The 20,996-nt window shown below is 61.6% G+C and carries 18 protein-coding genes, 3 tRNA genes and 1 riboswitch; of the genes, 20 read left to right on the plus strand and 1 reads right to left on the minus strand.

The window, feature by feature from the left end:
* The first annotated feature begins 533 nt into the window (after nucleotides 1-533).
* The 13 genes from AC1RGE_RS19450 (at nucleotide 534) to astE (ending at nucleotide 13,945) form a co-directional block, all read left to right on the plus strand.
* Nucleotides 534-1,310, plus strand: coding sequence for an ABC transporter substrate-binding protein (locus AC1RGE_RS19450; RefSeq protein WP_011062777.1), 777 nt, complete (start codon nucleotides 534-536; stop codon nucleotides 1,308-1,310).
* Between the two features lie 92 nt (nucleotides 1,311-1,402).
* Nucleotides 1,403-2,092, plus strand: coding sequence for an ABC transporter permease (locus AC1RGE_RS19455; RefSeq protein WP_011062776.1), 690 nt, complete (start codon nucleotides 1,403-1,405; stop codon nucleotides 2,090-2,092).
* Nucleotides 2,089-2,787 (plus strand): ABC transporter permease, encoded by a 699-nt coding sequence (locus tag AC1RGE_RS19460; RefSeq protein WP_011062775.1) that lies wholly within the window; start codon nucleotides 2,089-2,091, stop codon nucleotides 2,785-2,787. The genes AC1RGE_RS19455 and AC1RGE_RS19460 overlap by 4 nt, the downstream gene beginning before the upstream one ends.
* Nucleotide 2,788: 1 nt before the next feature.
* Nucleotides 2,789-3,901: a succinylglutamate desuccinylase/aspartoacylase family protein gene (locus AC1RGE_RS19465; protein WP_019093133.1), complete on the plus strand. Its 1,113-nt coding sequence runs from the start codon at nucleotides 2,789-2,791 to the stop codon at nucleotides 3,899-3,901.
* A gap of 23 nt (nucleotides 3,902-3,924) precedes the next feature.
* On the plus strand, nucleotides 3,925-4,689 hold the full coding sequence (locus AC1RGE_RS19470) for an ABC transporter ATP-binding protein (protein WP_011062773.1): 765 nt from the start codon (nucleotides 3,925-3,927) through the stop codon (nucleotides 4,687-4,689).
* A 112-nt stretch (nucleotides 4,690-4,801) separates the two neighbouring features.
* The gene (gene argR / locus AC1RGE_RS19475) at nucleotides 4,802-5,782 is read left to right on the plus strand and encodes a transcriptional regulator ArgR (RefSeq protein WP_011062772.1); all 981 of its coding nucleotides are present in this window, start codon (nucleotides 4,802-4,804) and stop codon (nucleotides 5,780-5,782) included.
* A gap of 362 nt (nucleotides 5,783-6,144) precedes the next feature.
* On the plus strand, nucleotides 6,145-7,365 hold the full coding sequence (locus tag AC1RGE_RS19480; protein ID WP_492584862.1) for an aspartate aminotransferase family protein: 1,221 nt from the start codon (nucleotides 6,145-6,147) through the stop codon (nucleotides 7,363-7,365).
* 133 nt (nucleotides 7,366-7,498) lie between these two features.
* Nucleotides 7,499-8,518, plus strand: coding sequence for an arginine/ornithine succinyltransferase subunit alpha (gene aruF / locus AC1RGE_RS19485; protein ID WP_011062770.1), 1,020 nt, complete (start codon nucleotides 7,499-7,501; stop codon nucleotides 8,516-8,518).
* An 84-nt stretch (nucleotides 8,519-8,602) separates the two neighbouring features.
* The gene (gene astA / locus AC1RGE_RS19490; RefSeq protein WP_015636679.1) at nucleotides 8,603-9,628 is read left to right on the plus strand and encodes an arginine N-succinyltransferase; all 1,026 of its coding nucleotides are present in this window, start codon (nucleotides 8,603-8,605) and stop codon (nucleotides 9,626-9,628) included.
* The gene (gene astD, locus AC1RGE_RS19495) at nucleotides 9,625-11,094 is read left to right on the plus strand and encodes a succinylglutamate-semialdehyde dehydrogenase (RefSeq protein ID WP_492584973.1); all 1,470 of its coding nucleotides are present in this window, start codon (nucleotides 9,625-9,627) and stop codon (nucleotides 11,092-11,094) included. Before astA ends, astD begins: the two co-directional genes overlap by 4 nt.
* Nucleotides 11,095-11,230: 136 nt before the next feature.
* Nucleotides 11,231-12,577, plus strand: a complete 1,347-nt coding sequence (astB, locus tag AC1RGE_RS19500) for an N-succinylarginine dihydrolase (RefSeq protein ID WP_011062767.1) — start codon at nucleotides 11,231-11,233, stop codon at nucleotides 12,575-12,577.
* 56 nt (nucleotides 12,578-12,633) lie between these two features.
* Nucleotides 12,634-12,921 carry a hypothetical protein gene (locus AC1RGE_RS19505; RefSeq protein ID WP_011062766.1) on the plus strand — a complete coding sequence of 96 codons (288 nt, stop codon included), beginning with the start codon at nucleotides 12,634-12,636 and terminating at the stop codon, nucleotides 12,919-12,921.
* Between the two features lie 13 nt (nucleotides 12,922-12,934).
* Nucleotides 12,935-13,945: a succinylglutamate desuccinylase gene (gene astE / locus AC1RGE_RS19510; RefSeq protein WP_011062765.1), complete on the plus strand. Its 1,011-nt coding sequence runs from the start codon at nucleotides 12,935-12,937 to the stop codon at nucleotides 13,943-13,945.
* 58 nt (nucleotides 13,946-14,003) lie between these two features.
* Here astE and AC1RGE_RS19515 read toward each other — a convergent pair whose 3' ends face one another.
* Nucleotides 14,004-14,513: a 6,7-dimethyl-8-ribityllumazine synthase gene (locus tag AC1RGE_RS19515; protein ID WP_011062764.1), complete on the minus strand. Its 510-nt coding sequence runs from the start codon at nucleotides 14,511-14,513 to the stop codon at nucleotides 14,004-14,006.
* Between the two features lie 121 nt (nucleotides 14,514-14,634).
* Nucleotides 14,635-14,805, minus strand: a riboswitch (FMN riboswitch).
* A gap of 218 nt (nucleotides 14,806-15,023) precedes the next feature.
* Between AC1RGE_RS19515 and ltaE the strand changes: the two genes are divergently transcribed.
* The 7 genes from ltaE to AC1RGE_RS19550 all read left to right on the plus strand — a co-directional run bounded on the left by ltaE (nucleotide 15,024) and on the right by AC1RGE_RS19550 (nucleotide 20,996).
* Entirely contained in the window at nucleotides 15,024-16,028 is a 1,005-nt protein-coding gene (gene ltaE, locus AC1RGE_RS19520; RefSeq protein WP_011062763.1) for a low-specificity L-threonine aldolase, read from the plus strand.
* 146 nt (nucleotides 16,029-16,174) lie between these two features.
* The gene (alaS, locus tag AC1RGE_RS19525; protein WP_019093136.1) at nucleotides 16,175-18,799 is read left to right on the plus strand and encodes an alanine--tRNA ligase; all 2,625 of its coding nucleotides are present in this window, start codon (nucleotides 16,175-16,177) and stop codon (nucleotides 18,797-18,799) included.
* Nucleotides 18,800-18,896: 97 nt separating this feature from the next.
* A complete protein-coding gene (locus tag AC1RGE_RS19530; protein WP_011062761.1) occupies nucleotides 18,897-20,138 on the plus strand; it encodes an aspartate kinase in 1,242 nt (413 codons plus the stop codon).
* Nucleotides 20,139-20,325: 187 nt separating this feature from the next.
* Nucleotides 20,326-20,514 (plus strand): carbon storage regulator CsrA, encoded by a 189-nt coding sequence (gene csrA / locus AC1RGE_RS19535; RefSeq protein WP_002554426.1) that lies wholly within the window; start codon nucleotides 20,326-20,328, stop codon nucleotides 20,512-20,514.
* 62 nt (nucleotides 20,515-20,576) lie between these two features.
* Nucleotides 20,577-20,667: transfer RNA gene (locus tag AC1RGE_RS19540), tRNA-Ser, on the plus strand.
* Nucleotides 20,668-20,774: 107 nt separating this feature from the next.
* Nucleotides 20,775-20,851 (plus strand) — tRNA-Arg (locus AC1RGE_RS19545).
* A gap of 72 nt (nucleotides 20,852-20,923) precedes the next feature.
* A tRNA-Arg gene (locus tag AC1RGE_RS19550) sits at nucleotides 20,924-20,996 on the plus strand.

Raw genomic sequence — 20,996 nt, forward strand, 5'->3', positions numbered from 1 at the left:
GCCGCAAAGCCCTCTGCGTGGCTGTTGCAGGTGCCGGCTTGCCCGCGAAGAAGGGGCGAATAAATATCGGATTTATCCGTTCGGTGTATCCGAATGTTACCGGTACGGCCGAAGATGTAACCTTGCGCCTAATTTCGGGGCAATGGGAAACGCCGGGCCCCATTTCAGGGCCTTTTATATCCTTATAAAAAATAAGTCATCACGCTGCGCTTGCCGGAATAGAAGGCTTTGCCAATAATAGGCCCGCAATTTGCAGCATAGATCGGTTCCCCGTCTTTCGCTCTTGCATAGAATTGAAGAGCTGTCAATGCGCTAGCCAGGCATTCTCGATGCTTCTGTAATTTGTTGTCGCATTGAGGAAATATCGGCTTCCAGCCTGTCGTTAGAATGCCGGTCACTCGCTCGTCGTTGCCTGTGTGTGAGCCCCCTGCGGGCTGCCCGGGCCGCAGCGCCGCTACTTGCTGTTTCACCCATTCGCATATTGGGCTGTCGCTCACTCTGCCGTTTTCGCCCTTTACCGATGGAGTTCTAAGATGAAGAAACTCGTGCTTCTTGGCGCCCTGGCACTGTCCGTGCTGTCCCTGCCGACTTTCGCCGATGAAAAGCCGCTGAAAATTGGTATCGAAGCGGCTTACCCTCCGTTTGCCTCCAAGGCGCCGGACGGCAGCATCGTCGGTTTCGACTACGACATCGGCAACGCCCTGTGCGAAGAGATGAAGGTCAAGTGTGTCTGGGTCGAGCAAGAGTTCGACGGCCTGATCCCGGCACTGAAGGTTCGCAAGATCGACGCCATCCTCTCGTCCATGTCGATCACTGACGATCGCAAGAAATCCGTGGACTTCACCAACAAGTACTACAACACCCCGGCGCGTCTGGTGATGAAGGCCGGTACCCAGATCAGCGACGGCCTGGCCGAGCTCAAGGGCAAGAACATCGGCGTGCAGCGCGGTTCGATCCACGAGCGTTTCGCCCGTGAAGTGCTGGCTCCCCTGGGTGCGCAGATCAAGCCTTACGGCTCGCAGAACGAAATCTACCTGGATGTGGCCGCCGGTCGCCTCGACGGTACCGTGGCGGACGCTACCCTGTTGAATGACGGCTTCCTGAAGACCGACGCTGGCAAGGGCTTCGCCTTCGTCGGTCCGGCCTTCACCGACGTCAAATACTTCGGCGACGGCGTAGGGATCGCCGTGCGCAAGGGCGACAAGGCCGATCTGGACAAGATCAACGCCGCCATCGCTGCCATTCGTGAGAACGGCAAGTACAAGCAAATCCAGGACAAGTACTTCGACTTCGACATCTACGGCAAGTAAGACCGTCGAATCAGTCAGTCCGAGATGGCGCAAGCAGCAGAGTCTCTGAAGTTTGCGCCATTTTTTCATCCCAATTTTCGAGGACCTGAATCATGTTGAAAGGCTACGGGGCTGTCATCCTCGATGGCGCTTGGCTGACGCTTCAGCTCGCCTTGTCGTCCATGGCCCTGGCCATTGTTCTGGGTCTGATCGGGGTTGCGCTGCGCCTCTCGCCGGTGCGCTGGCTGGCCTGGCTGGGCGACCTGTACTCCACGGTAATCCGCGGTATTCCCGACCTGGTGCTGATCCTGCTGATCTTCTACGGTGGCCAGGATCTGCTCAACCGGGTGGCGCCGCTGCTGGGTTATGACGATTACATCGACCTCAATCCGCTGGCGGCCGGTATCGGCACCCTGGGCTTCATCTTCGGTGCCTACCTCTCCGAAACCTTCCGTGGCGCCTTCATGGCGATCCCCAAGGGGCAGGCGGAAGCCGGCATGGCCTACGGCATGAGCAGCTTCCAGGTGTTCTTCCGGGTGATGGTGCCGCAGATGATTCGCCTGGCGATTCCCGGCTTCACCAACAACTGGCTGGTACTGACCAAGGCGACCGCGCTGATTTCCGTGGTGGGCCTGCAAGACATGATGTTCAAGGCCAAGCAGGCGGCGGATGCCACTCGCGAGCCATTCACCTTCTTCCTTGCAGTGGCGGCGATGTACCTGGTGATCACCAGTGTCTCGTTGCTGGCACTGCGTTACCTTGAGAAGCGCTACTCGGTAGGCGTAAGGGCGGCTGATCTATGATCTTCGACTACAACGTCATCTATGAGGCCCTGCCGCTGTACTTCGGCGGCCTGCTGACCACCCTGAAACTGCTGGCGCTGTCGCTGTTCTTCGGTTTGCTGGTGGCGCTGCCCCTGGGGCTGATGCGGGTGTCCAAGCAGCCGCTGGTGAACATGACAGCCTGGCTCTACACCTATGTGATCCGCGGCACGCCAATGCTGGTGCAGCTGTTCCTGATCTACTACGGCCTGGCTCAGTTCGAAGCGGTGCGCGAGAGTTTCCTCTGGCCCTGGCTGTCCAGCGCGACCTTCTGCGCCTGCCTCGCCTTTGCCATCAACACCAGCGCCTACACCGCGGAAATCATCGCCGGCAGTCTCAAGGCCACGCCCAATGGCGAGATCGAGGCGGCCAAGGCCATGGGCATGTCGCGCTACAAGATGTATCGCCGCATTCTCTTGCCATCGGCTCTGCGCCGCGCACTGCCGCAGTACAGCAACGAAGTGATCATGATGCTGCAGACCACCAGTCTGGCGTCCATCGTGACCCTGATCGACATCACCGGCGCGGCGCGGACGGTCAACGCGCAGTACTACCTGCCGTTCGAGGCCTACATCACCGCCGGCGTGTTCTACCTGTGCCTGACCTTTATCCTGGTGCGCCTGTTCAAGCTGGCCGAAGGCCGCTGGCTGCGCTACCTGGCGCCGCGGAAGCACTGATATGGAACGCATCGATCATCCATTGCCCTGGAATCACCTGGGTAGCGAGCGGCATATCTCGGTGTTCCGTTTCGGCAGCGGCGAGCGCAAGGCCTATATCCAGGCCAGCCTGCATGCTGACGAGTTGCCGGGCATGCGTACTGCCTGGGAGCTGAAGAAGCGCCTCGGCGAACTGGAAGCCCAGGGGACTCTCAACGGCGTCATCGAGCTGGTGCCGGTGGCCAACCCGCTGGGCCTGGGCCAGTTGCTGCAAGGCAATCACCAGGGGCGTTTCGAGGCTGGCAGCGGCAAGAACTTCAACCGTGATTTCGTCGAGTTGAGCGAGCCGGTCGGCCAGCGCCTGCAAGGGCGCCTGGGGGATGATCCGCACGCCAATGTGCGCCTGATTCGCCAGGCCATGGCCGAGGTGCTGGCTGAGCTACCGCCGGCGTCCAGCCAGTTGCAGGGCATGCAGCGGGTGCTCCTGAGCCATGCCTGCAGCGCTGATGTGGTGCTGGACCTGCATTGCGATGCCGAGGCGGCGCTGCACATGTATGCATTGCCGCAGCATTGGCCGCAGTGGCGCTCCCTGGCCGCGCACCTGGATGTGAAGGTCGGCCTGCTGGCGGAAGATTCCGGTGGCAGTTCGTTCGACGAAGCCTGTTCGTTGCCCTGGTTGCGCCTGTCGCGGCAGTTCCCTGAAGCGCAGATCCCCTTGGCTTGCCTGGCAACCACCCTCGAGCTGGGCGGCCAGGCCGACACCGGGCGGCCTCAGGCCCAAGCGCACGCCGAAGGCATCCTGGCGTTTCTTGCCGAGCAGGGGTTGATTGCCGGTGACTGGCCGGCCCCCGGGCGCGAAGCCTGCGAGGCCATGCCTTTCGAAGGCACCCAACTGCTGTATGCGCCGCACCCCGGCGTGGTGAGCTTTCTGCGTCCGGCCGGTAGCTGGGTGGAGGTGGGCGAGCCGGTTTTTGAAGTGATTGATCCCCTATCCGATCGGGTCAGCACGGTGTGTGCTGGCACCAGCGGCGTGCTGTTCGCCGTTGAGCGGCTGCGTTATGCCCAACCCGGTTTCTGGCTGGCCAAGGTGGCGGGGCGCGAAGCGCTGCGTCACGGGCGCTTGCTCAACGACTGACTGTTTTTGTGAGAACCGACCGCATGTACAAACTTGAAGTCCAAGACCTGCATAAGCGCTATGGCAGTCACGAAGTGCTCAAGGGCGTGTCCCTGAAGGCCGCAGCTGGCGATGTAATCAGCATCATCGGCTCCAGTGGCTCGGGCAAGAGTACATTCCTGCGCTGCATCAACCTGCTGGAGCAGCCCCATGCGGGCAAGATCCTGCTGAACAACGAAGAGCTGAAGCTGGTAGCCAACAAGGACGGCGCCTTGAAGGCCGCCGATCCCAAGCAGCTGCAGCGCATGCGCTCGCGCCTGTCGATGGTGTTCCAGCATTTCAACCTGTGGTCGCACATGACCGCGATTGAAAACATCATGGAAGCGCCGGTGCATGTGCTGGGTGTGTCCAAGGCCGAGGCTCGCGAGAAGGCCGAGCACTACCTGGCCAAGGTCGGTGTGGCGCACCGCAAGGATGCCTATCCGGGGCACATGTCCGGTGGCGAGCAGCAACGGGTGGCGATTGCCCGGGCCCTGGCGATGGAACCGGAAGTCATGCTGTTCGACGAGCCGACCTCGGCCCTGGACCCGGAACTGGTGGGCGACGTCCTGAAGGTCATGCAGGCCCTGGCCCAGGAAGGCCGGACCATGGTGGTGGTGACCCACGAAATGGGCTTTGCCCGTGAGGTGTCCAACCAGCTGGTGTTCCTGCACAAGGGTGTGGTGGAAGAGAGCGGCAACCCGCGTGAAGTGCTGGTGAACCCGCAATCAGAACGTTTGCAACAATTCCTCTCGGGCAGCCTCAAGTAATAGCTGCCGTTGTGCACCAAATTAGGTCATGCTGCGCACCGCGCGCCAGATGGTCTAACTTGGTGCTGCCGCCCTTGGCTTCTCACCTTGTTTTCGTTTCGGATTGCCCGCCATGACTGCCCATCGAATTGGTTTCCTGATTTGGCCCAGCACTAAAGCCTTGACGCTGGCGCTGGCTGAGGAGGCCTTGCGTGTTGCCCAGCGGGTGCACCCGGAAGTGGTCTATGAGCTGGCTTTCCTGCAGGCTGAGGCCCCGGCCGAAGGCGCCTGGCAACTGCCGGGCGAGCCTTGGGCGGGCAAGCTGGAAGGTTGTCAGAAACTGTTCCTGCTGGCGGACGAGCCGCCGGCGCCGATGAGTTCCGGCTTGAGCAGTGCCCTCAAGCAGCTGGTGCGTGCCGGCTGTGTGATTGGTGGGTTGTCAGCCGGGGTTTACCCCTTGGCACAACTGGGGTTGCTCGATGGTTATCGGGCAGCGGTGCACTGGCGCTGGCAGGATGATTTCGCCGAGCGTTTTCCCAAGGTCATCGCCACCAGCCATCTGTTCGACTGGGACCGTGATCGCCTGACCGCGTGCGGTGGCATGTCGGTGCTGGACTTGCTGCTGGCGGTGCTGGCCCGGGATCATGGCGCCGAGCTGGCCGGTGCGGTGTCCGAGGAACTGGTGGTGGAGCGCATTCGTGAAGGCGGCGAGCGCCAGCGTATCCCGCTGCAAAATCGCCTGGGCTCCAGCCATCCGAAGCTGACCCAGGCAGTGCTGCTGATGGAGGCCAATATCGAGGAGCCGCTGACCACCGACGAGATTGCCCAGCACGTCTGTGTTTCCCGTCGTCAGTTGGAGCGGATCTTCAAGCAGTACCTGAACCGCGTGCCCAGCCAGTATTACCTGGAGCTGCGCCTGAACAAGGCCCGGCAGATGCTGATGCAGACCAGCAAGTCGATCATTCAGATTGGCCTGTCCTGTGGTTTCTCTTCCGGCCCGCACTTCTCCAGCGCTTACCGCAACTTCTTTGGCGCCACCCCGCGCGAAGATCGCAATCAGCGGCGCAGCAGCAGCCCGTTCGAACTCTCCTCCGTGCCTTCGGAGCGCGGTTGACCCCGTATTGTAGGAGCCGGATTGCCGGCGAATCCCACAGGCCACCCGCTCGCCCGCAAAATCCCGTTCGACGTCCTCTTGTCGTAACGTCGATAACCTTTTCGAGATTTGGGGCTGCCCGCCTCGTAACTACCTGGGTAATTACCTTGGGCAAATTGCCCGGCAAATCTGCCGCTGAGGCTGTGCGCAGTTTAAACTGCGCCTTTGCGACGCAATTTGTCGCATTGCCATAAACCCGCTTAAAACCTGGGTTGGCGCTATAAGAAGTTGTCGCTTGGCGACAAGGCCGGGCACAAAACTGTCCTTACAATCCCTCCATCGCTCGCCAGTTTCAGGCGGGTGTTCCTCTTCAGGAGACTCCGATGTCCGTTGAGCAAGCTCCGGTGCAACGCGCCGATTTCGACCAGGTGATGGTTCCCAACTACGCACCTGCGGCCTTCATTCCTGTGCGTGGCGCGGGGTCCCGAGTATGGGATCAGTCGGGTCGGGAACTGATCGACTTCGCCGGCGGCATCGCGGTCAACGTACTGGGTCACGCCCATCCGGCCCTGGTAGGCGCACTGACCGAGCAAGCGGGCAAGCTGTGGCATGTGTCCAACGTCTTCACCAACGAGCCGGCCCTGCGCCTGGCCCACAAGCTGATCGACGCCACCTTCGCCGAGCGCGTGTTCTTCTGCAACTCCGGCGCAGAAGCCAACGAGGCCGCCTTCAAGCTGGCCCGTCGCGTGGCTCACGATCGTTTCGGCGCCGAGAAGTACGAAATCATCGCCGCCCTGAACAGCTTCCACGGCCGTACCCTGTTCACCGTGAACGTGGGTGGCCAGTCCAAGTACTCCGATGGCTTCGGTCCGAAGATCACCGGCATCACCCATGTGCCGTACAACGATCTGGCCGCCCTGAAAGCCGCGGTTTCCGACAAGACCTGCGCCGTGGTGCTGGAGCCGATCCAGGGCGAGGGCGGCGTGCTGCCGGCCGAGCTGGCCTACCTGCAAGGCGCCCGCGAGCTGTGCGACCAGCACAACGCGCTGCTGGTGTTCGACGAAGTGCAGACCGGCATGGGCCGCAGCGGCGAGCTGTTCGCCTATCAGCATTACGGCGTGATCCCGGATATCCTCACCAGCGCCAAGAGCCTGGGCGGCGGTTTCCCGATCGCGGCGATGCTGACCACCGAAGCGCTGGCCAAGCACCTGGTAGTCGGCACCCACGGCACCACCTACGGCGGCAATCCGCTGGCGTGTGCGGTGGCCGAGGCGGTGATCGACGTGATCAACACCCCACAGGTGCTCAATGGTGTGAAAGCCAAGCACGACCGCTTCAAGACCCGTCTGTTGCAGATCGGTGAGAAGTACGGCCTGTTCACGCAAGTCCGCGGCCTGGGCCTGTTGCTCGGCTGCGTGCTCAGCGAGGCCTGGAAGGGCAAGGCCAAGGACGTGTTCAACGCGGCCGAGAAAGAAGGCCTGATGATCCTGCAAGCCGGCCCTGACGTGGTGCGCTTCGCGCCGAGCCTGGTGGTCGAGGATGCCGATATCGACCAGGGCCTGGACCGCTTCGAGCGCGCCGTGGCGAAATTGACTCAAGCCTGATCCAGGGCGGCGGTGCTTCTCGGCGCCGGCCTTTGCGGCCGGCGTCGAGCCTAATTCCTGTGCCGGGCTATCCCGGCATTTTTTTCCCTGAGTCGGACGGTTTCCGACCTGTTTTAGAGTAAGGAGTGACACCATGCTGGTGATGCGCCCCGCGCAAATGGCTGATCTGGGCGAGGTACAGCGTCTGGCTGCAGACAGCCCGATTGGTGTCACCTCCTTGCCGGATGATGTGGATCGCCTGAGCGACAAGATCGCCGCAAGCGAGGCTTCGTTCGCCGCTGAAGTGAGCTTCAACGGTGAAGAGAGCTACTTTTTCGTCCTGGAAGACACCGACAGCGGCAAGCTGGTGGGCTGCTCGGCGATTGTCGCCTCGGCCGGCTACTCCGAGCCGTTCTACAGCTTTCGCAACGAAACCTTCGTCCACGCTTCCCGCGAGCTGAAGATCCACAACAAGATCCACGTCCTGTCCCAGTGCCACGACCTCACCGGCAACAGCCTGCTGACCAGTTTCTACGTGGTACCGGAGCTGGTGGGCTCGGCCTGGTCGGAGCTCAACTCCCGCGGCCGCCTGTTGTTCGTCGCCAGCCACCCGGAGCGCTTCGCCGATTCGGTGGTGACCGAGATCGTCGGCTACAGCGATGAGCATGGCGACTCGCCGTTCTGGGATGCCATCGGGCGCAACTTCTTCGACCTCAACTACGCCGAGGCCGAGCGCCTGTGCGGCCTGAAAAGCCGGACCTTCCTCGCCGAGCTGATGCCCCATTACCCGATCTACGTGCCGCTGCTGCCGGATGCGGCCCAGGAAGCCATGGGCCAGGTGCACCCGCGGGCACAGATCACCTTCGACATCCTGATGCGCGAAGGTTTTGAAACCGATCACTACATCGACATCTTCGACGGTGGCCCGACCTTGCATGCGCGGGTCTCGGGTATCCGCTCGATTGCCCAGAGCCGCGTGGTGCCGGTGAAGATCGGTGAAGCAGCCAAGGGCGGCGGCCGTCAGTACCTGGTCTCCAACGGCCAGTTGCAGGATTACCGCGCCGTGTTGCTGGAGCTGGATTACGCCCCGGGCAAACCGGTGACCCTGGACCTGCAAGCCGCCGAAGCCCTGGGCGTCGGCGAAGGCGCCAGCGTGCGCCTGGTGGCGGTTTAACGCCTGCTTTCACTACCTGGAAAGCAAGCCTAGAAGCAGCGAGTTTCGCGCAGGCCGCCAGCGGCCTGCGTCTGAGGAGATAGCATGATCGTTCGTCCCGTACGCAGCAGCGATTTACCCGCGCTGATCGACCTGGCCCGCAGCACCGGCACTGGCCTCACCACCTTGCCGGCCAACGAAGAGCGCCTGACCCACCGGGTCGGCTGGGCGGAAAAGACCTTTCGCGGTGAAGCCGAGCGCGGCGATGCGGACTACCTGTTCGTGCTGGAAGACGACAACGGCCGGGTGGTGGGCATTTCCGCCATCGCCGGCGCCGTCGGCCTGCGCGAGCCCTGGTACAACTTCCGGGTGGGCCTGACGGTCAGCGCCTCCCAGGAGCTGAACATCTACCGCGAGATCCCCACGCTGTTCCTGGCCAATGACCTGACCGGCAACTCCGAGCTGTGCTCGCTGTTCCTCCATGCCGATTACCGCACCGGCCTCAACGGCCGCATGCTGGCCAAGGCGCGGATGCTGTTCATCGCCGAGTTCCCGCAGCTGTTCGGCAACAAGATCATTGCCGAGATGAGGGGCATGTCCGACGAGAATGGCCGCTCGCCGTTCTGGGAAAGCCTGGGCCGGCACTTCTTCAAGATGGAGTTCAGCCAGGCCGACTACCTGACCGGTGTCGGCAACAAGGCCTTCATCGCCGAGCTGATGCCCAAGTTCCCGCTCTATACCTGTTTCCTGTCCGAAGATGCGCGCAACGTCATCGCCAAGGTCCACACCGACACCGAGCCGGCGCTGGCCATGCTCAAGAGCGAAGGCTTCAGCTACCAGGGCTATGTCGACATCTTCGACGCCGGCCCGGCGGTGGAGTGCGAGACCAGCAAGATCCGCGCAGTGCGTGACAGCCAGGCGCTGGTGCTGGCCATCGGCACCCCGGGCGACGACGCCACGCCGTTCCTGATCCACAACCGCAAGCGCGAGGACTGCCGCATCACCGCGGCACCGGCGCGCTTTGCCGCCGGCACCCTGGTGGTCGATCCCCTGACCGCCAAGCGCCTGCAACTCAACGCCGGCGACCAGGTCCGCGCGGTTCCGCTGTCTGCTTCTCGGGAGTCGAAATAATGAGCACGCTGTACATTGCCGGCCAATGGCTGGCCGGTCAGGGCGAGGCCTTCACCTCGGTCAATCCGGTGACCCAGGCGGTCATCTGGTCGGGTAACGGTGCCACTGCCGCACAAGTGGAGAGCGCCGTGCAGGCCGCCCGCCAGGCGTTTCCGGCCTGGGCCAAGCGTTCCCTGGAAGAGCGCGTCAGCGTGCTCGAAGCCTTTGCCGCCAGCCTGAAGAGCCGTGCCGACGAACTGGCCCGCTGCATTGGCGAGGAAACCGGCAAGCCGCTGTGGGAAGCTGCCACCGAAGTCACCAGCATGGTCAACAAGATCGCCATCTCGGTGCAGAGCTACCGCGAACGTACCGGCGAGAAGAGCGGCCCGCTGGGCGACGCCACCGCCGTGCTGCGGCACAAGCCCCACGGTGTGGTGGCGGTGTTCGGCCCCTACAACTTCCCCGGCCACCTGCCAAACGGGCACATCGTTCCCGCTTTGCTGGCCGGTAACAGCGTGCTGTTCAAACCCAGCGAGCTGACGCCGAAAGTCGCCGAGCTGACGGTACAGTGCTGGATCGAAGCCGGCCTGCCGGCAGGTGTGCTGAACCTGCTGCAAGGCGCTCGGGAAACCGGTATCGCCCTGGCGGCCAATCCGGGGATCGATGGGTTGTTCTTCACCGGTTCCAGCCGCACCGGCAATCATCTGCACCAGCAGTTCGCCGGGCGCCCGGACAAGATCCTGGCCCTGGAAATGGGCGGCAACAACCCCCTGGTGGTGGAGCAGGTCGCCGACCTGGACGCCGCGGTGTACACCATCATCCAGTCCGCCTTCATTTCTGCCGGTCAGCGTTGTACTTGCGCCCGTCGCCTGCTGGTGCCGCAAGGCGCCTGGGGTGACACGTTGCTGGCGCGCCTGGTGGCGGTCAGCGCAACCATCGAGGTCGGCGCGTTTGACCAGCAGCCTGCGCCGTTCATGGGCTCGGTGATCTCCCTGGGCGCCGCCCGCGCACTGATGGATGCGCAGCAGCAGCTGTTGGCCAACGGCGCCGTAGCCTTGCTGGAAATGACCCAGCCCCAGGCCCAGGCCGCCTTGCTGACCCCGGGCATCCTGGACGTTAGCACCGTGGCCGAGCGCCCTGATGAGGAGCTGTTCGGGCCGTTGCTGCAAGTGATCCGCTACGCTGATTTCGATGACGCGATCGCCGAGGCCAACAACACTCAGTACGGCCTGGCGGCCGGTCTGTTGTCGGACTCCGCCGAGCGCTACCAGCAGTTCTGGCTGGAAAGTCGAGCAGGTATCGTCAACTGGAACAAGCAGTTGACCGGCGCCGCCAGCAGCGCGCCATTCGGTGGCGTGGGGGCCTCGGGCAACCATCGGGCCAGTGCCTATTACGCGGCGGACTACTGCGCGTACCCGGTGGCTTCCCTGGAAACCCCGAGCCTGGTGCTGCCGAGCGCGTTGACGCCGGGTGTGCGCCTGTCCTGATTGGTGTGGCCTTTTCGCCGGCAACCCGGCTCCTGCAGATCTGTGCAGGAGCCGACTTGCCGGCGAACGAGCGCACCGCGTTCGCCATGTGTAGATATCGATTGCCTATAACAAACAGATTCGTGGAGCCTCGCTGATGAAATCCTATGAAGTCAATTTTGACGGGCTAGTGGGGCCGACCCATAACTACGGCGGCCTGTCCTACGGCAACGTTGCCTCCCAGAGCAACAGCCAGCAGGGCTCCAATCCCAGGGAAGCGGCGCTGCAAGGCCTGGCGAAAATGAAAGCGCTGATGGAAATGGGCTTTCAGCAAGGCGTGCTCGCCCCGCAAGAGCGCCCGGACGTGGCCGCCCTGCGCAACCTGGGTTTTGCCGGAACAGACGCCCAAGTCATCCAGCAGGCCGCCAAGCAGGCGATGCCATTGCTGGTCGCCAGTTGCTCGGCATCGAGCATGTGGGTGGCCAACGCCGCCACGGTCAGCCCCAGTGCCGACACCGCCGATGGCCGTGTGCACTTCACTGCCGCCAACCTCAACTGCAAATACCACCGCAGCATCGAGCACCCCACCACCAGTCGCGTGCTGGGGGCCATGTTCGCTGACCAGAAGCACTTCGCCCATCACGCGGCCCTGCCGGCGGTAGCGCAGTTCGGCGACGAAGGCGCCGCCAACCACACGCGCTTCTGCCGTGACTATGGCCAGGCCGGCGTGGAGTTCTTCGTCTTCGGTCGCAGTGCTTTCGATACTCGCTACCCGGCACCGCAGAAGTACCCGGCGCGCCAGACCCTGGAAGCTTCCCAGGCCGTCGCCAGGTTGCATGGCCTGAGCGAGGAAGGGGTGGTCTATGCCCAGCAGAACCCTTCGGTGATCGACCAGGGCGTGTTCCACAACGACGTGATCGCGGTGGGCAATGGCGAGGTGTTGTTCTATCACGAGGACGCCTTCCTCGAGACCGATAAGATGCTCGCCGAGTTGCAGGGCAAGCTGGGCAAGCGCGGCGGCAACTTCCAGTCGATCTGCGTGCCGCGTTCGCAGGTGACGGTGGAAGATGCCGTGCGCTCCTACCTGTTCAACAGCCAGTTGCTGTCACGCGCCGACGGCTCGATGCTGCTGATCGTGCCCGAGGAATGCCGCGGCAACGAGCGGGTCTGGCAGTACCTGCAAAGCCTCACCAGCTCTGGCGGGCTGATTCGTGAAGTGAAGGTCTTCGACCTCAAGCAGAGCATGCAGAACGGCGGTGGCCCGGCGTGCCTGCGCTTGCGCGTAGCGCTCAAGGAGACCGAGCTGGCGGCGGTCAATCCTGGGGTTATCATGACCGCGCCGTTGTACGACACCCTGACCCAATGGGTCGGCAAGCACTATCGCGACCGCCTGAGCGAAAGCGACCTGGCGGACCCGCAACTGCTGCTTGAGTGCCGGACGGCACTGGATGAACTGACGCAAATCCTTAAACTGGGCGCGGTTTATCCCTTCCAGATCAATTGAAAGCCAGCGCCCGGCGATCCCGGGCGCGCAGCTTTACCCCAGATGAGAACCGACCCATGAGCGATACCCTGCAGCTGATCCTTGAAGACACCGACGGCACTCAGCTGGAAACGTCCTGCACCCGTTTCGCCGTGCTGTGGCAGGGCAAGGAAGTGTGGATCCAGCAGGACGGCCGCGGCCAGCTGCTGATCGGCGTGGATGTGGAAGAAGGCGATGCGGAATACGCCAGCCTGCTGCTGCGCCCACTGGCGACCAACCTGGTCAGCCTGCAACTGGAAATGGAGCCGGCCGACGCCGGTGACGATGATCACGTGCACGGCCCTGACTGCGGCCACGCTCACTAAGGAAGTCCGCTCTATGCTCGCCCTCGGCAAACTGCTTGAACTGACCCTCGCCGGCCGTGAACCGGCGGAGAAGACTCAACTGACTGTCGACGGCGTGCGCATGCGCTGGCTGAGCGAGGGGGCTCTGGAAGTGCGGCCGCCCGAGGCTCGCGATAACGGCCTGGACCTGCTGCTGTCAGCGGGAATCCATGGCAACGAGACGGCTCCCATCGAGCTGCTCGACCGCTTGTTGCATGACATCGCCCGGGGCGATCTGAAGCCCCGCGCACGTATCCTGTTCCTGTTCGGCAACCCCGAGGCCATGCGCCGCGGCGAGCGTTTTGTCGAACAGGACGTCAACCGGCTGTTCAATGGCCGGCATGAATCGAGCAGTGGTTTCGAAGCCCTGCGCGCTTGTGAACTGGAGCGACTGGCGGCGAGCTTCTTCAGCCAGCCCGATCGCCAGCGCCTGCACTACGACCTGCACACGGCAATCCGCGGCTCGAAGATCGAGCAGTTTGCCCTGTACCCATGGAAGGACGGGCGTCAGCATTCACGCCGTGAGCTGGCACGCCTGCGGGCTGCCGGTATGGAAGCGGTGCTGTTGCAGAATAAGCCTTCCATCGTCTTCAGTGCCTACACCTACGATCAGCTGGGGGCCGAGTCCTTCACCCTGGAGTTGGGCAAGGCACGGCCATTCGGGCAGAACCAGGGGGTTAATGTCGAACGCCTGGAAACCCGGCTCAAGCAGATCATCGACGGTAGCGAACCACCTGCGGAGCAGGACAGCCTCGACGGGTTGCAGTTGTTCAGCGTGGCTCGGGAAGTCATCAAGCACAGCGACAGCTTCCACCTGCATCTGCCGGCAGACATCGAGAACTTTTCCGAACTGGAAGTGGGTTACCTGCTGGCCGAGGATATCGCCCAGACCCGCTGGGTCATCGAGGAGACGGGGGCACGGATCATTTTTCCCAATCCCAAGGTGAAGAACGGCTTGCGCGCAGGGATTCTGATTGTGCCGGCCACGGCCGACGGCCTGGCCTGAGGTTCGCCGGCAAGCCGGGCCCCCGCAGGAGCCGGCTTGCCGGCGATACCGCTACCGCTTAAACCGCTACCGCACGCTGCTCGTTACGGCGCAGGGCGCGGACCTTCTGCAGGGTGTCGGCACAGGTTCTCGCCGCTTCCTGGCCTTTGTGCACGAAGTGCTCGAAGAAGAACTTCTGATGCTCTTCACCCGCATGGAAATGATGCGGGGTCAGCACCACCGAAAAGACAGGCACTTCGGTTTCCAGTTGCACTTGCATCAGGCCGCTGATGACCGACTGGGCGACGAACTCGTGACGGTAGATGCCACCGTCCACCACCAGGCCGGCAGCAACGATCCCGGTATAACGACCGGATTTGGCCAGCAGTTTGGCGTGCAGCGGGATTTCGAAGGCGCCGCCGACTTCGAAGAAGTCGATATCGGATTCCTGATAGCCCTGGGCGAGCATTTCAGTGACGAAGCCCTGACGGCTCTGATCGACGATTTCCTTGTGCCAGCAGGCCTGGATAAAGGCGACGCGCTCGTTGGGGTGGTGTTTGCTTTTGCTATCGATTGCAGTGGGTTGCATCTGTTCTGACTCCTGTTTGTGTGAAAAACAGGGCATATATGAATCGAATGGGATTTAAGGGTGCGCGCAGAACGGTCGTGGATTTCCCACGAACTGCCCGGCAACGGCCCTTTGGCGCCAATCCCGTTCTCTCTTCATCCGGACTATGACCGTCGGCCCCGGAATCACACCGGGTCTGCTGACCTTGTCGTCACCTGTGGCCAAGCCACCGGTCTCGCCAAGCGCTCGCGGGCTATGCGCATTGCACGCAATTACCGCCGGTGGGGAATTGCACCCCGCCCTGAGAACGTTTGCCCGCAATTTTTCACGGGCGGTGAGTTTTTAACACAGATCCTCGCGAGACGCATCGCACCTTTTGGATAATTCTCATCGGATTTTTCAACGCCAGACTCAGGCTTTTCTACAGTTGTTGCTTGATTATTGCCGGCCATGGCCGCAGTTTCGTTTCGAAAGGGAGTTCCCCCTGTTCAAGAGCGGACCTTGCAGGTCCCACAGCCGAGGCCAGATGTGATGAGCGTGATCGATCTTCGTAGTGACACCGTGACCCAGCCGACCCCTGGCATGCTCGATGCCATGGCCAGTGCGCCCACCGGGGATGATGTGTACGGCGAAGATCCGACAGTCAATCGGTTGGAAGGTGAATTGGCGCGGCGCCTGGGTTTTGCTGCGGCGCTGTTCGTGCCCTCGGGCACCATGAGCAACCTGCTGGCTTTGATGGCTCACTGTGAGCGGGGCGACGAGTACATCGTCGGGCAACAGGCCCATACCTATAAATATGAAGGCGGGGGCGCGGCGGTACTCGGCTCTATCCAGCCCCAGCCACTGGAATTGCAGGCTGACGGTTCGCTGGACCTTGTCCAGGTGGCTGCGGCCATCAAGCCCGATGACTTTCATTTTGCCCGCACCCGCCTGCTGGCCCTGGAAAACACCATGCAGGGCAAGGTGCTGCCCTTGGCCTACCTGGCCCAGGCGCGGGCCTTTACCCGGGAACACGGGCTGGCCCTGCATCTGGATGGCGCGCGGCTGTACAACGCAGCGGTCAAGCTGGGGGTGGATGCACGGGTGATTGCCGAGCATTTCGATTCGGTGTCGGTGTGCCTGTCCAAAGGTCTAGGTGCGCCGGTGGGCTCGGTGCTGTGTGGCTCGGTGGAACTGATCGCCAAGGCCCGGCGCCTGCGCAAGATGGTCGGTGGCGGCATGCGCCAGGCAGGCGGTTTGGCGGCAGCGGGGCTGTATGCCCTGGACCATCAGGTACAGCGTCTGGCCGACGACCACGCCCATGCACAATTGCTGGCCGATGGCTTGCGGCGGGTGGGCTACAGTGTCGAGCCGGTGCAGACCAACATGGTGTATGTAGAGATGGGGGATCGGGCTGAGGCGCTCAAGGCGTTCGCCGCCGAGCGCGGGATCAAGCTCAGCGCCGCATCACGGTTGCGTCTGGTCACTCATCTGGACGTCAGCGCCGGGCAAATCGAGCACGTGCTGAGCACTTTTGCCGAGTTTTCCCGTAACTGACAGTGTTCTCCGTCCAATTGACTGTTTGTATCGTACAAACACGCTGTACCTAGTGATTAACGCCGATATAATGCGGCCCTTTGCCGTCGTTTCGTCTGTTGACGTTGCGCACAGGCCTTTGGCCGCAGTCTCCGTGGAAGAACCTAATGAAAAGCGCAGAAATCCGTGAAGCCTTCCTCCGCTTCTTCGAAGAGCAAGGCCACACCCGTGTAGCCTCCAGCTCCTTGATCCCAGGCAACGACCCCACCCTGCTGTTCACCAACGCGGGGATGAACCAGTTCAAGGATTGCTTCCTGGGGCAGGAAAAGCGCGCCTATACCCGCGCTGTCAGCAGCCAGAAGTGCGTCCGCGCCGGCGGCAAGCACAACGACCTGGAAAACGTCGGTTATACCGCTCGTCACCACACCTTCTTCGAAATGCTGGGCAACTTCAGCTTCGGTGACTACTTCAAGCGTGATGCGATCACCTTCGCCTGGACCTTCCTGACCTCCGACAAGTGGCTCAACCTGCCCAAGGAAAAGCTCTGGGTCACGGTGTATGCCACCGACGACGAGGCCTACGACATCTGGACCAAGGAAGTCGGTGTACCCGCCGAGCGCATGGTGCGTATCGGCGACAACAAGGGCGCGCCTTACGCGTCCGACAACTTCTGGACCATGGGCGATACTGGCCCGTGCGGCCCTTGCACCGAGATTTTCTACGATCACGGCGCCGATATCTGGGGCGGCCCACCCGGCTCGCCTGAAGAGGACGGTGACCGTTACATCGAAATCTGGAACAACGTGTTCATGCAGTTCAACCGCACCGCCGATGGCGTGTTGCACCCGCTGCCGGCGCCGTCGGTGGACACCGGCATGGGCCTGGAGCGGATCAGCGCGGTGCTGCAGCACGTGCACTCGAACTATGAAATCGACCTGTTCCAGAGCTTGCTGGATGCGGCAGCCAAGGCCATCGGCTGCACCAACGATGCCCAGGCTTCGCTGAAAGTGGTGGCGGACCATATTCGTTCCTGCGGCTTCCTGATTGCCGACGGCGTACTGCCGTCCAACGAAGGCCGTGGCTATGTGCTGCGCCGTATCATTCGCCGCGCTTGCCGTCACGGCAACAAACTGGGCGCCAAGGGCAGTTTCTTCTATCAGATCGTTGCCGCCCTGGTTGCCGAGATGGGCGAAGCCTTCCCGGAGCTGAAGTCCCAGCAGGCGCACATCGAGCGTGTGCTCAAAGCCGAAGAAGAGCAGTTCGCCAAGACCCTGGAGCAGGGCTTGAAGATCCTCGAGCAGGACCTGGCCGAGCTCAAGGGCTCGGTGGTGCCGGGCGACGTGGTGTTCAAGCTGTACGACACCTACGGTTTCCCTATGGACCTGACTGGCGATATCGCCCGCGAGCGCAACCTGACTCTCGACGAGGAAGGCTTCGAGCGCGAAATGGAAGCCCAGCGTGTGCGTGCCCGCTCCGCCAGTTCTTTCGGCATGGACTACAACAGCCTGGTCAAGGTCGACGTGGCCACCGAGTTCACCGGTTACCACGCCACCAGCGGTTCGGCGAAAGTGGTTGCTCTTTATAAGGAAGGGCAATCGGTCGACGTGCTGAGCGAAGGCGAAGAGGGTGTGGTGGTTCTTGACCAGACCCCGTTCTATGCCGAATCCGGCGGCCAGATCGGTGACTGCGGTTATCTTCAGGCTGGCAACGCGCGTTTCGACGTGCGCGACACCACCAAGACCGGCGGTGCCTTCCTGCACCATGGCGTGCTGGCCAAGGGTAGCCTGACTGTTGGTGCGCCGGTTGAAACCCAGGTCGACGCGCAAGTGCGCCACGCGACCTCGCTGAACCACTCGGCCACCCACTTGCTGCACGCTGCGCTGCGCCAGGTATTGGGTGAACACGTACAGCAGAAGGGTTCGCTGGTGGACAGCCAGCGCCTGCGTTTCGACTTCAGCCACTTCGAGGCGATCAAGCCCGAGCAGATCAAGGCGCTGGAAGACATCGTCAACGCCGAGATTCGCAAGAACACCCCGGTGGAAACCGAAGAAACTGATATCGATACCGCCAAGAAGAAGGGCGCCATGGCGCTGTTCGGCGAGAAGTACGGCGACAGCGTGCGCGTACTGAGCATGGGCGGCGACTTCTCGGTAGAGCTGTGTGGCGGTATCCACGCCAATCGTACCGGCGATATTGGCTTGCTGAAAATCACCAGCGAAGGCGGTGTGGCTTCCGGCGTGCGTCGTATCGAGGCAGTGACTGGTGCTGCGGCCCTGGCGTACCTGAATGCGGCGGAAGAACAACTCAAGGAAGCGGCGACCCTGGTCAAGGGCAGCCGCGACAACCTGATCGACAAGCTGTCGGCAGTGCTGGAACGCAACCGCTTGCTGGAGAAGCAACTCGAGCAGTTGCAGGCCAAGGCTGCAAGCGCCGCGGGCGATGATCTGTCCGCTCAGGCGGCAGACGTCAAGGGCGTGAAAGTGCTGGCTGCGCGTCTTGACGGCCAGGACGGCAAGGCGCTGCTGGCGCTGGTGGATCAGTTGAAAAACAAACTCGGCCGCGCAGTGATCCTGCTCGGCAGTGTCCATGAGGAAAAGGTCGTACTGGTTGCCGGTGTAACCAAGGACCTGACTGGCCAACTCAAAGCCGGTGATTTGATGAAGCAAGCCGCTGCGGCAGTGGGCGGGAAGGGCGGTGGTCGTCCAGACATGGCGCAGGGCGGCGGTGTTGATGCCGCTGCACTGGATGCCGCGCTGGCCCTGACCGTGCCATTTGTCGAGCAGGGTATTTAAGGCGCCGAGCCGGGCCCTTCGTCTAGTGGCGGGTCCTTGCGCTGTGCAGTTTGATTGTTTAACGGGCGCCCCTTTACGGGCTGAGGCGGCTTAGAAAATGGCTTTGATCGTACAGAAATTTGGAGGCACCTCGGTCGGCTCTGTCGAGCGGATCGAGCAGGTCGCCGACAAGGTGAAGAAGTTCCGCGAAGCCGGCGATGACCTGGTGATCGTGCTGTCGGCGATGAGTGGCGAAACCAACCGCCTGATCGATCTGGCCAAGCAGATCAGTGGCGAAGCCAAACCGGTTCCCCGTGAGCTGGATGTGATCGTCTCCACCGGCGAGCAAGTGACTATCGCGTTGCTGGCCATGGCGTTGATCAAGCGCGGTGTTCCGGCTGTGTCCTATACCGGTAACCAGGTGCGCATCCTCACCGACAGCGCTCACAATAAAGCGCGAATCCTGCAGATTGATGATCAGAAGATTCGTGGCGATCTGAAAGCCGGTCGTGTGGTAGTGGTTGCTGGTTTCCAGGGCGTTGACGAGCACGGCAACATCACCACCCTGGGTCGTGGTGGTTCCGACACCACCGGTGTGGCGCTGGCGGCAGCTCTGAAGGCCGATGAGTGCCAGATCTATACCGATGTCGACGGCGTCTACACCACCGATCCGCGAGTTGTGCCCAAGGCTCAGCGCCTGGACAAGATCACCTTCGAAGAGATGCTGGAAATGGCCAGTCTCGGTTCCAAGGTGCTGCAGATCCGTGCGGTCGAGTTTGCTGGCAAGTACAACGTTCCGCTGCGCGTTCTGCACAGCTTTCAGGAGGGTCCGGGCACCCTCATTACTATTGATGAAGAGGAATCCATGGAACAGCCGATCATTTCCGGCATCGCTTTCAACCGCGATGAAGCCAAGCTGACTATCCGTGGCGTGCCAGACAACCCTGGCGTGGCCTTCAAGATCCTTGGCCCGATCAGCGCGGCGAACATTGAAGTCGACATGATCGTGCAGAACGTTTCGCACGATAACACCACCGACTTCACCTTCACCGTGCACCGCAATGACTACCTGGCGGCCCAGACCGTGCTGGAAAACACCGCACGTGAAATCGGTGCCCGCGAAGTGGTAGGCGACACAGACATTGCCAAGGTATCGATCGTTGGTGTCGGCATGCGCTCCCACGCGGGCGTTGCCAGCCGCATGTTCGAGGCCCTGGCTAAAGAGAGCATCAACATCCAGATGATCTCCACTTCTGAAATCAAGGTTTCGGTGGTGATCGAGGAGAAGTACCTGGAGTTGGCGGTACGTGCGCTGCACACCGCTTTCGAGCTCGACGCTCCGGCCCGACAGGGCGAGTGATGCGTGTTTGAAAAGGCGCGGTCTGACCGCGCCCTTTGTGTTTTTGATCGGCACGGGAGAAAACTGTTCTTTTGCCCGTGCTAGTCAATACTTAGGCGTGTAGGACTGCAGCCGACCCGGTTGTAGGCCAACACCCTTTTTTTTGCAGACTGTAGTCCCTGAAAATGTAATGCGTGAGGAGAAAGGTATGCTGATTCTGACTCGTCGGTGCGCAGAAAGCCTGATCATTGGTGATGGCGAGATCACTGTGACCGTGCTCGGCGTCAAAGGTAATCAAGTGCGTATTGGTGTCAACGCCCCCAAAGAAGTGGCGGTTCACCGTGAGGAAATTTACCTGCGGATTAAGAAAGAGAAGGACGAAGAACCAAGCCATTAATTTTTATCGTTTTTTTTGTTTGCAAACGGGGAGAAAGCTGGTTAATATACGCCCCGTGTTGCGGAGAGCTGGCCGAGTGGCCGAAGGCGCTCCCCTGCTAAGGGAGTACACCTCAAAAGGGTGTCGGGGGTTCGAATCCCCCGTTCTCCGCCATTATTTGCTTAGTACGTTGTAATCTGGCTTCTTCTGTAAGTTGTTGAAATTACTAGAAAAAGTGCTTTACAAAAAGATTTAACGGCCTATAATGCGCGGCAACAAATGCACTCGTAGCTCAGCTGGATAGAGTACTCGGCTACGAACCGAGCGGTCACAGGTTCGAATCCTGTCGAGTGCACCATTTAAGAGTTAGTTACAGTTATGTAGTTAACTTGGCTTCAACCAGTTGTGGTCTGGTCTAAAAACACAAAATGCACTCGTAGCTCAGCTGGATAGAGTACTCGGCTACGAACCGAGCGGTCACAGGTTCGAATCCTGTCGAGTGC

Source organism: Pseudomonas sp. GW823-FHT02C05 (genome assembly GCF_058797595.1).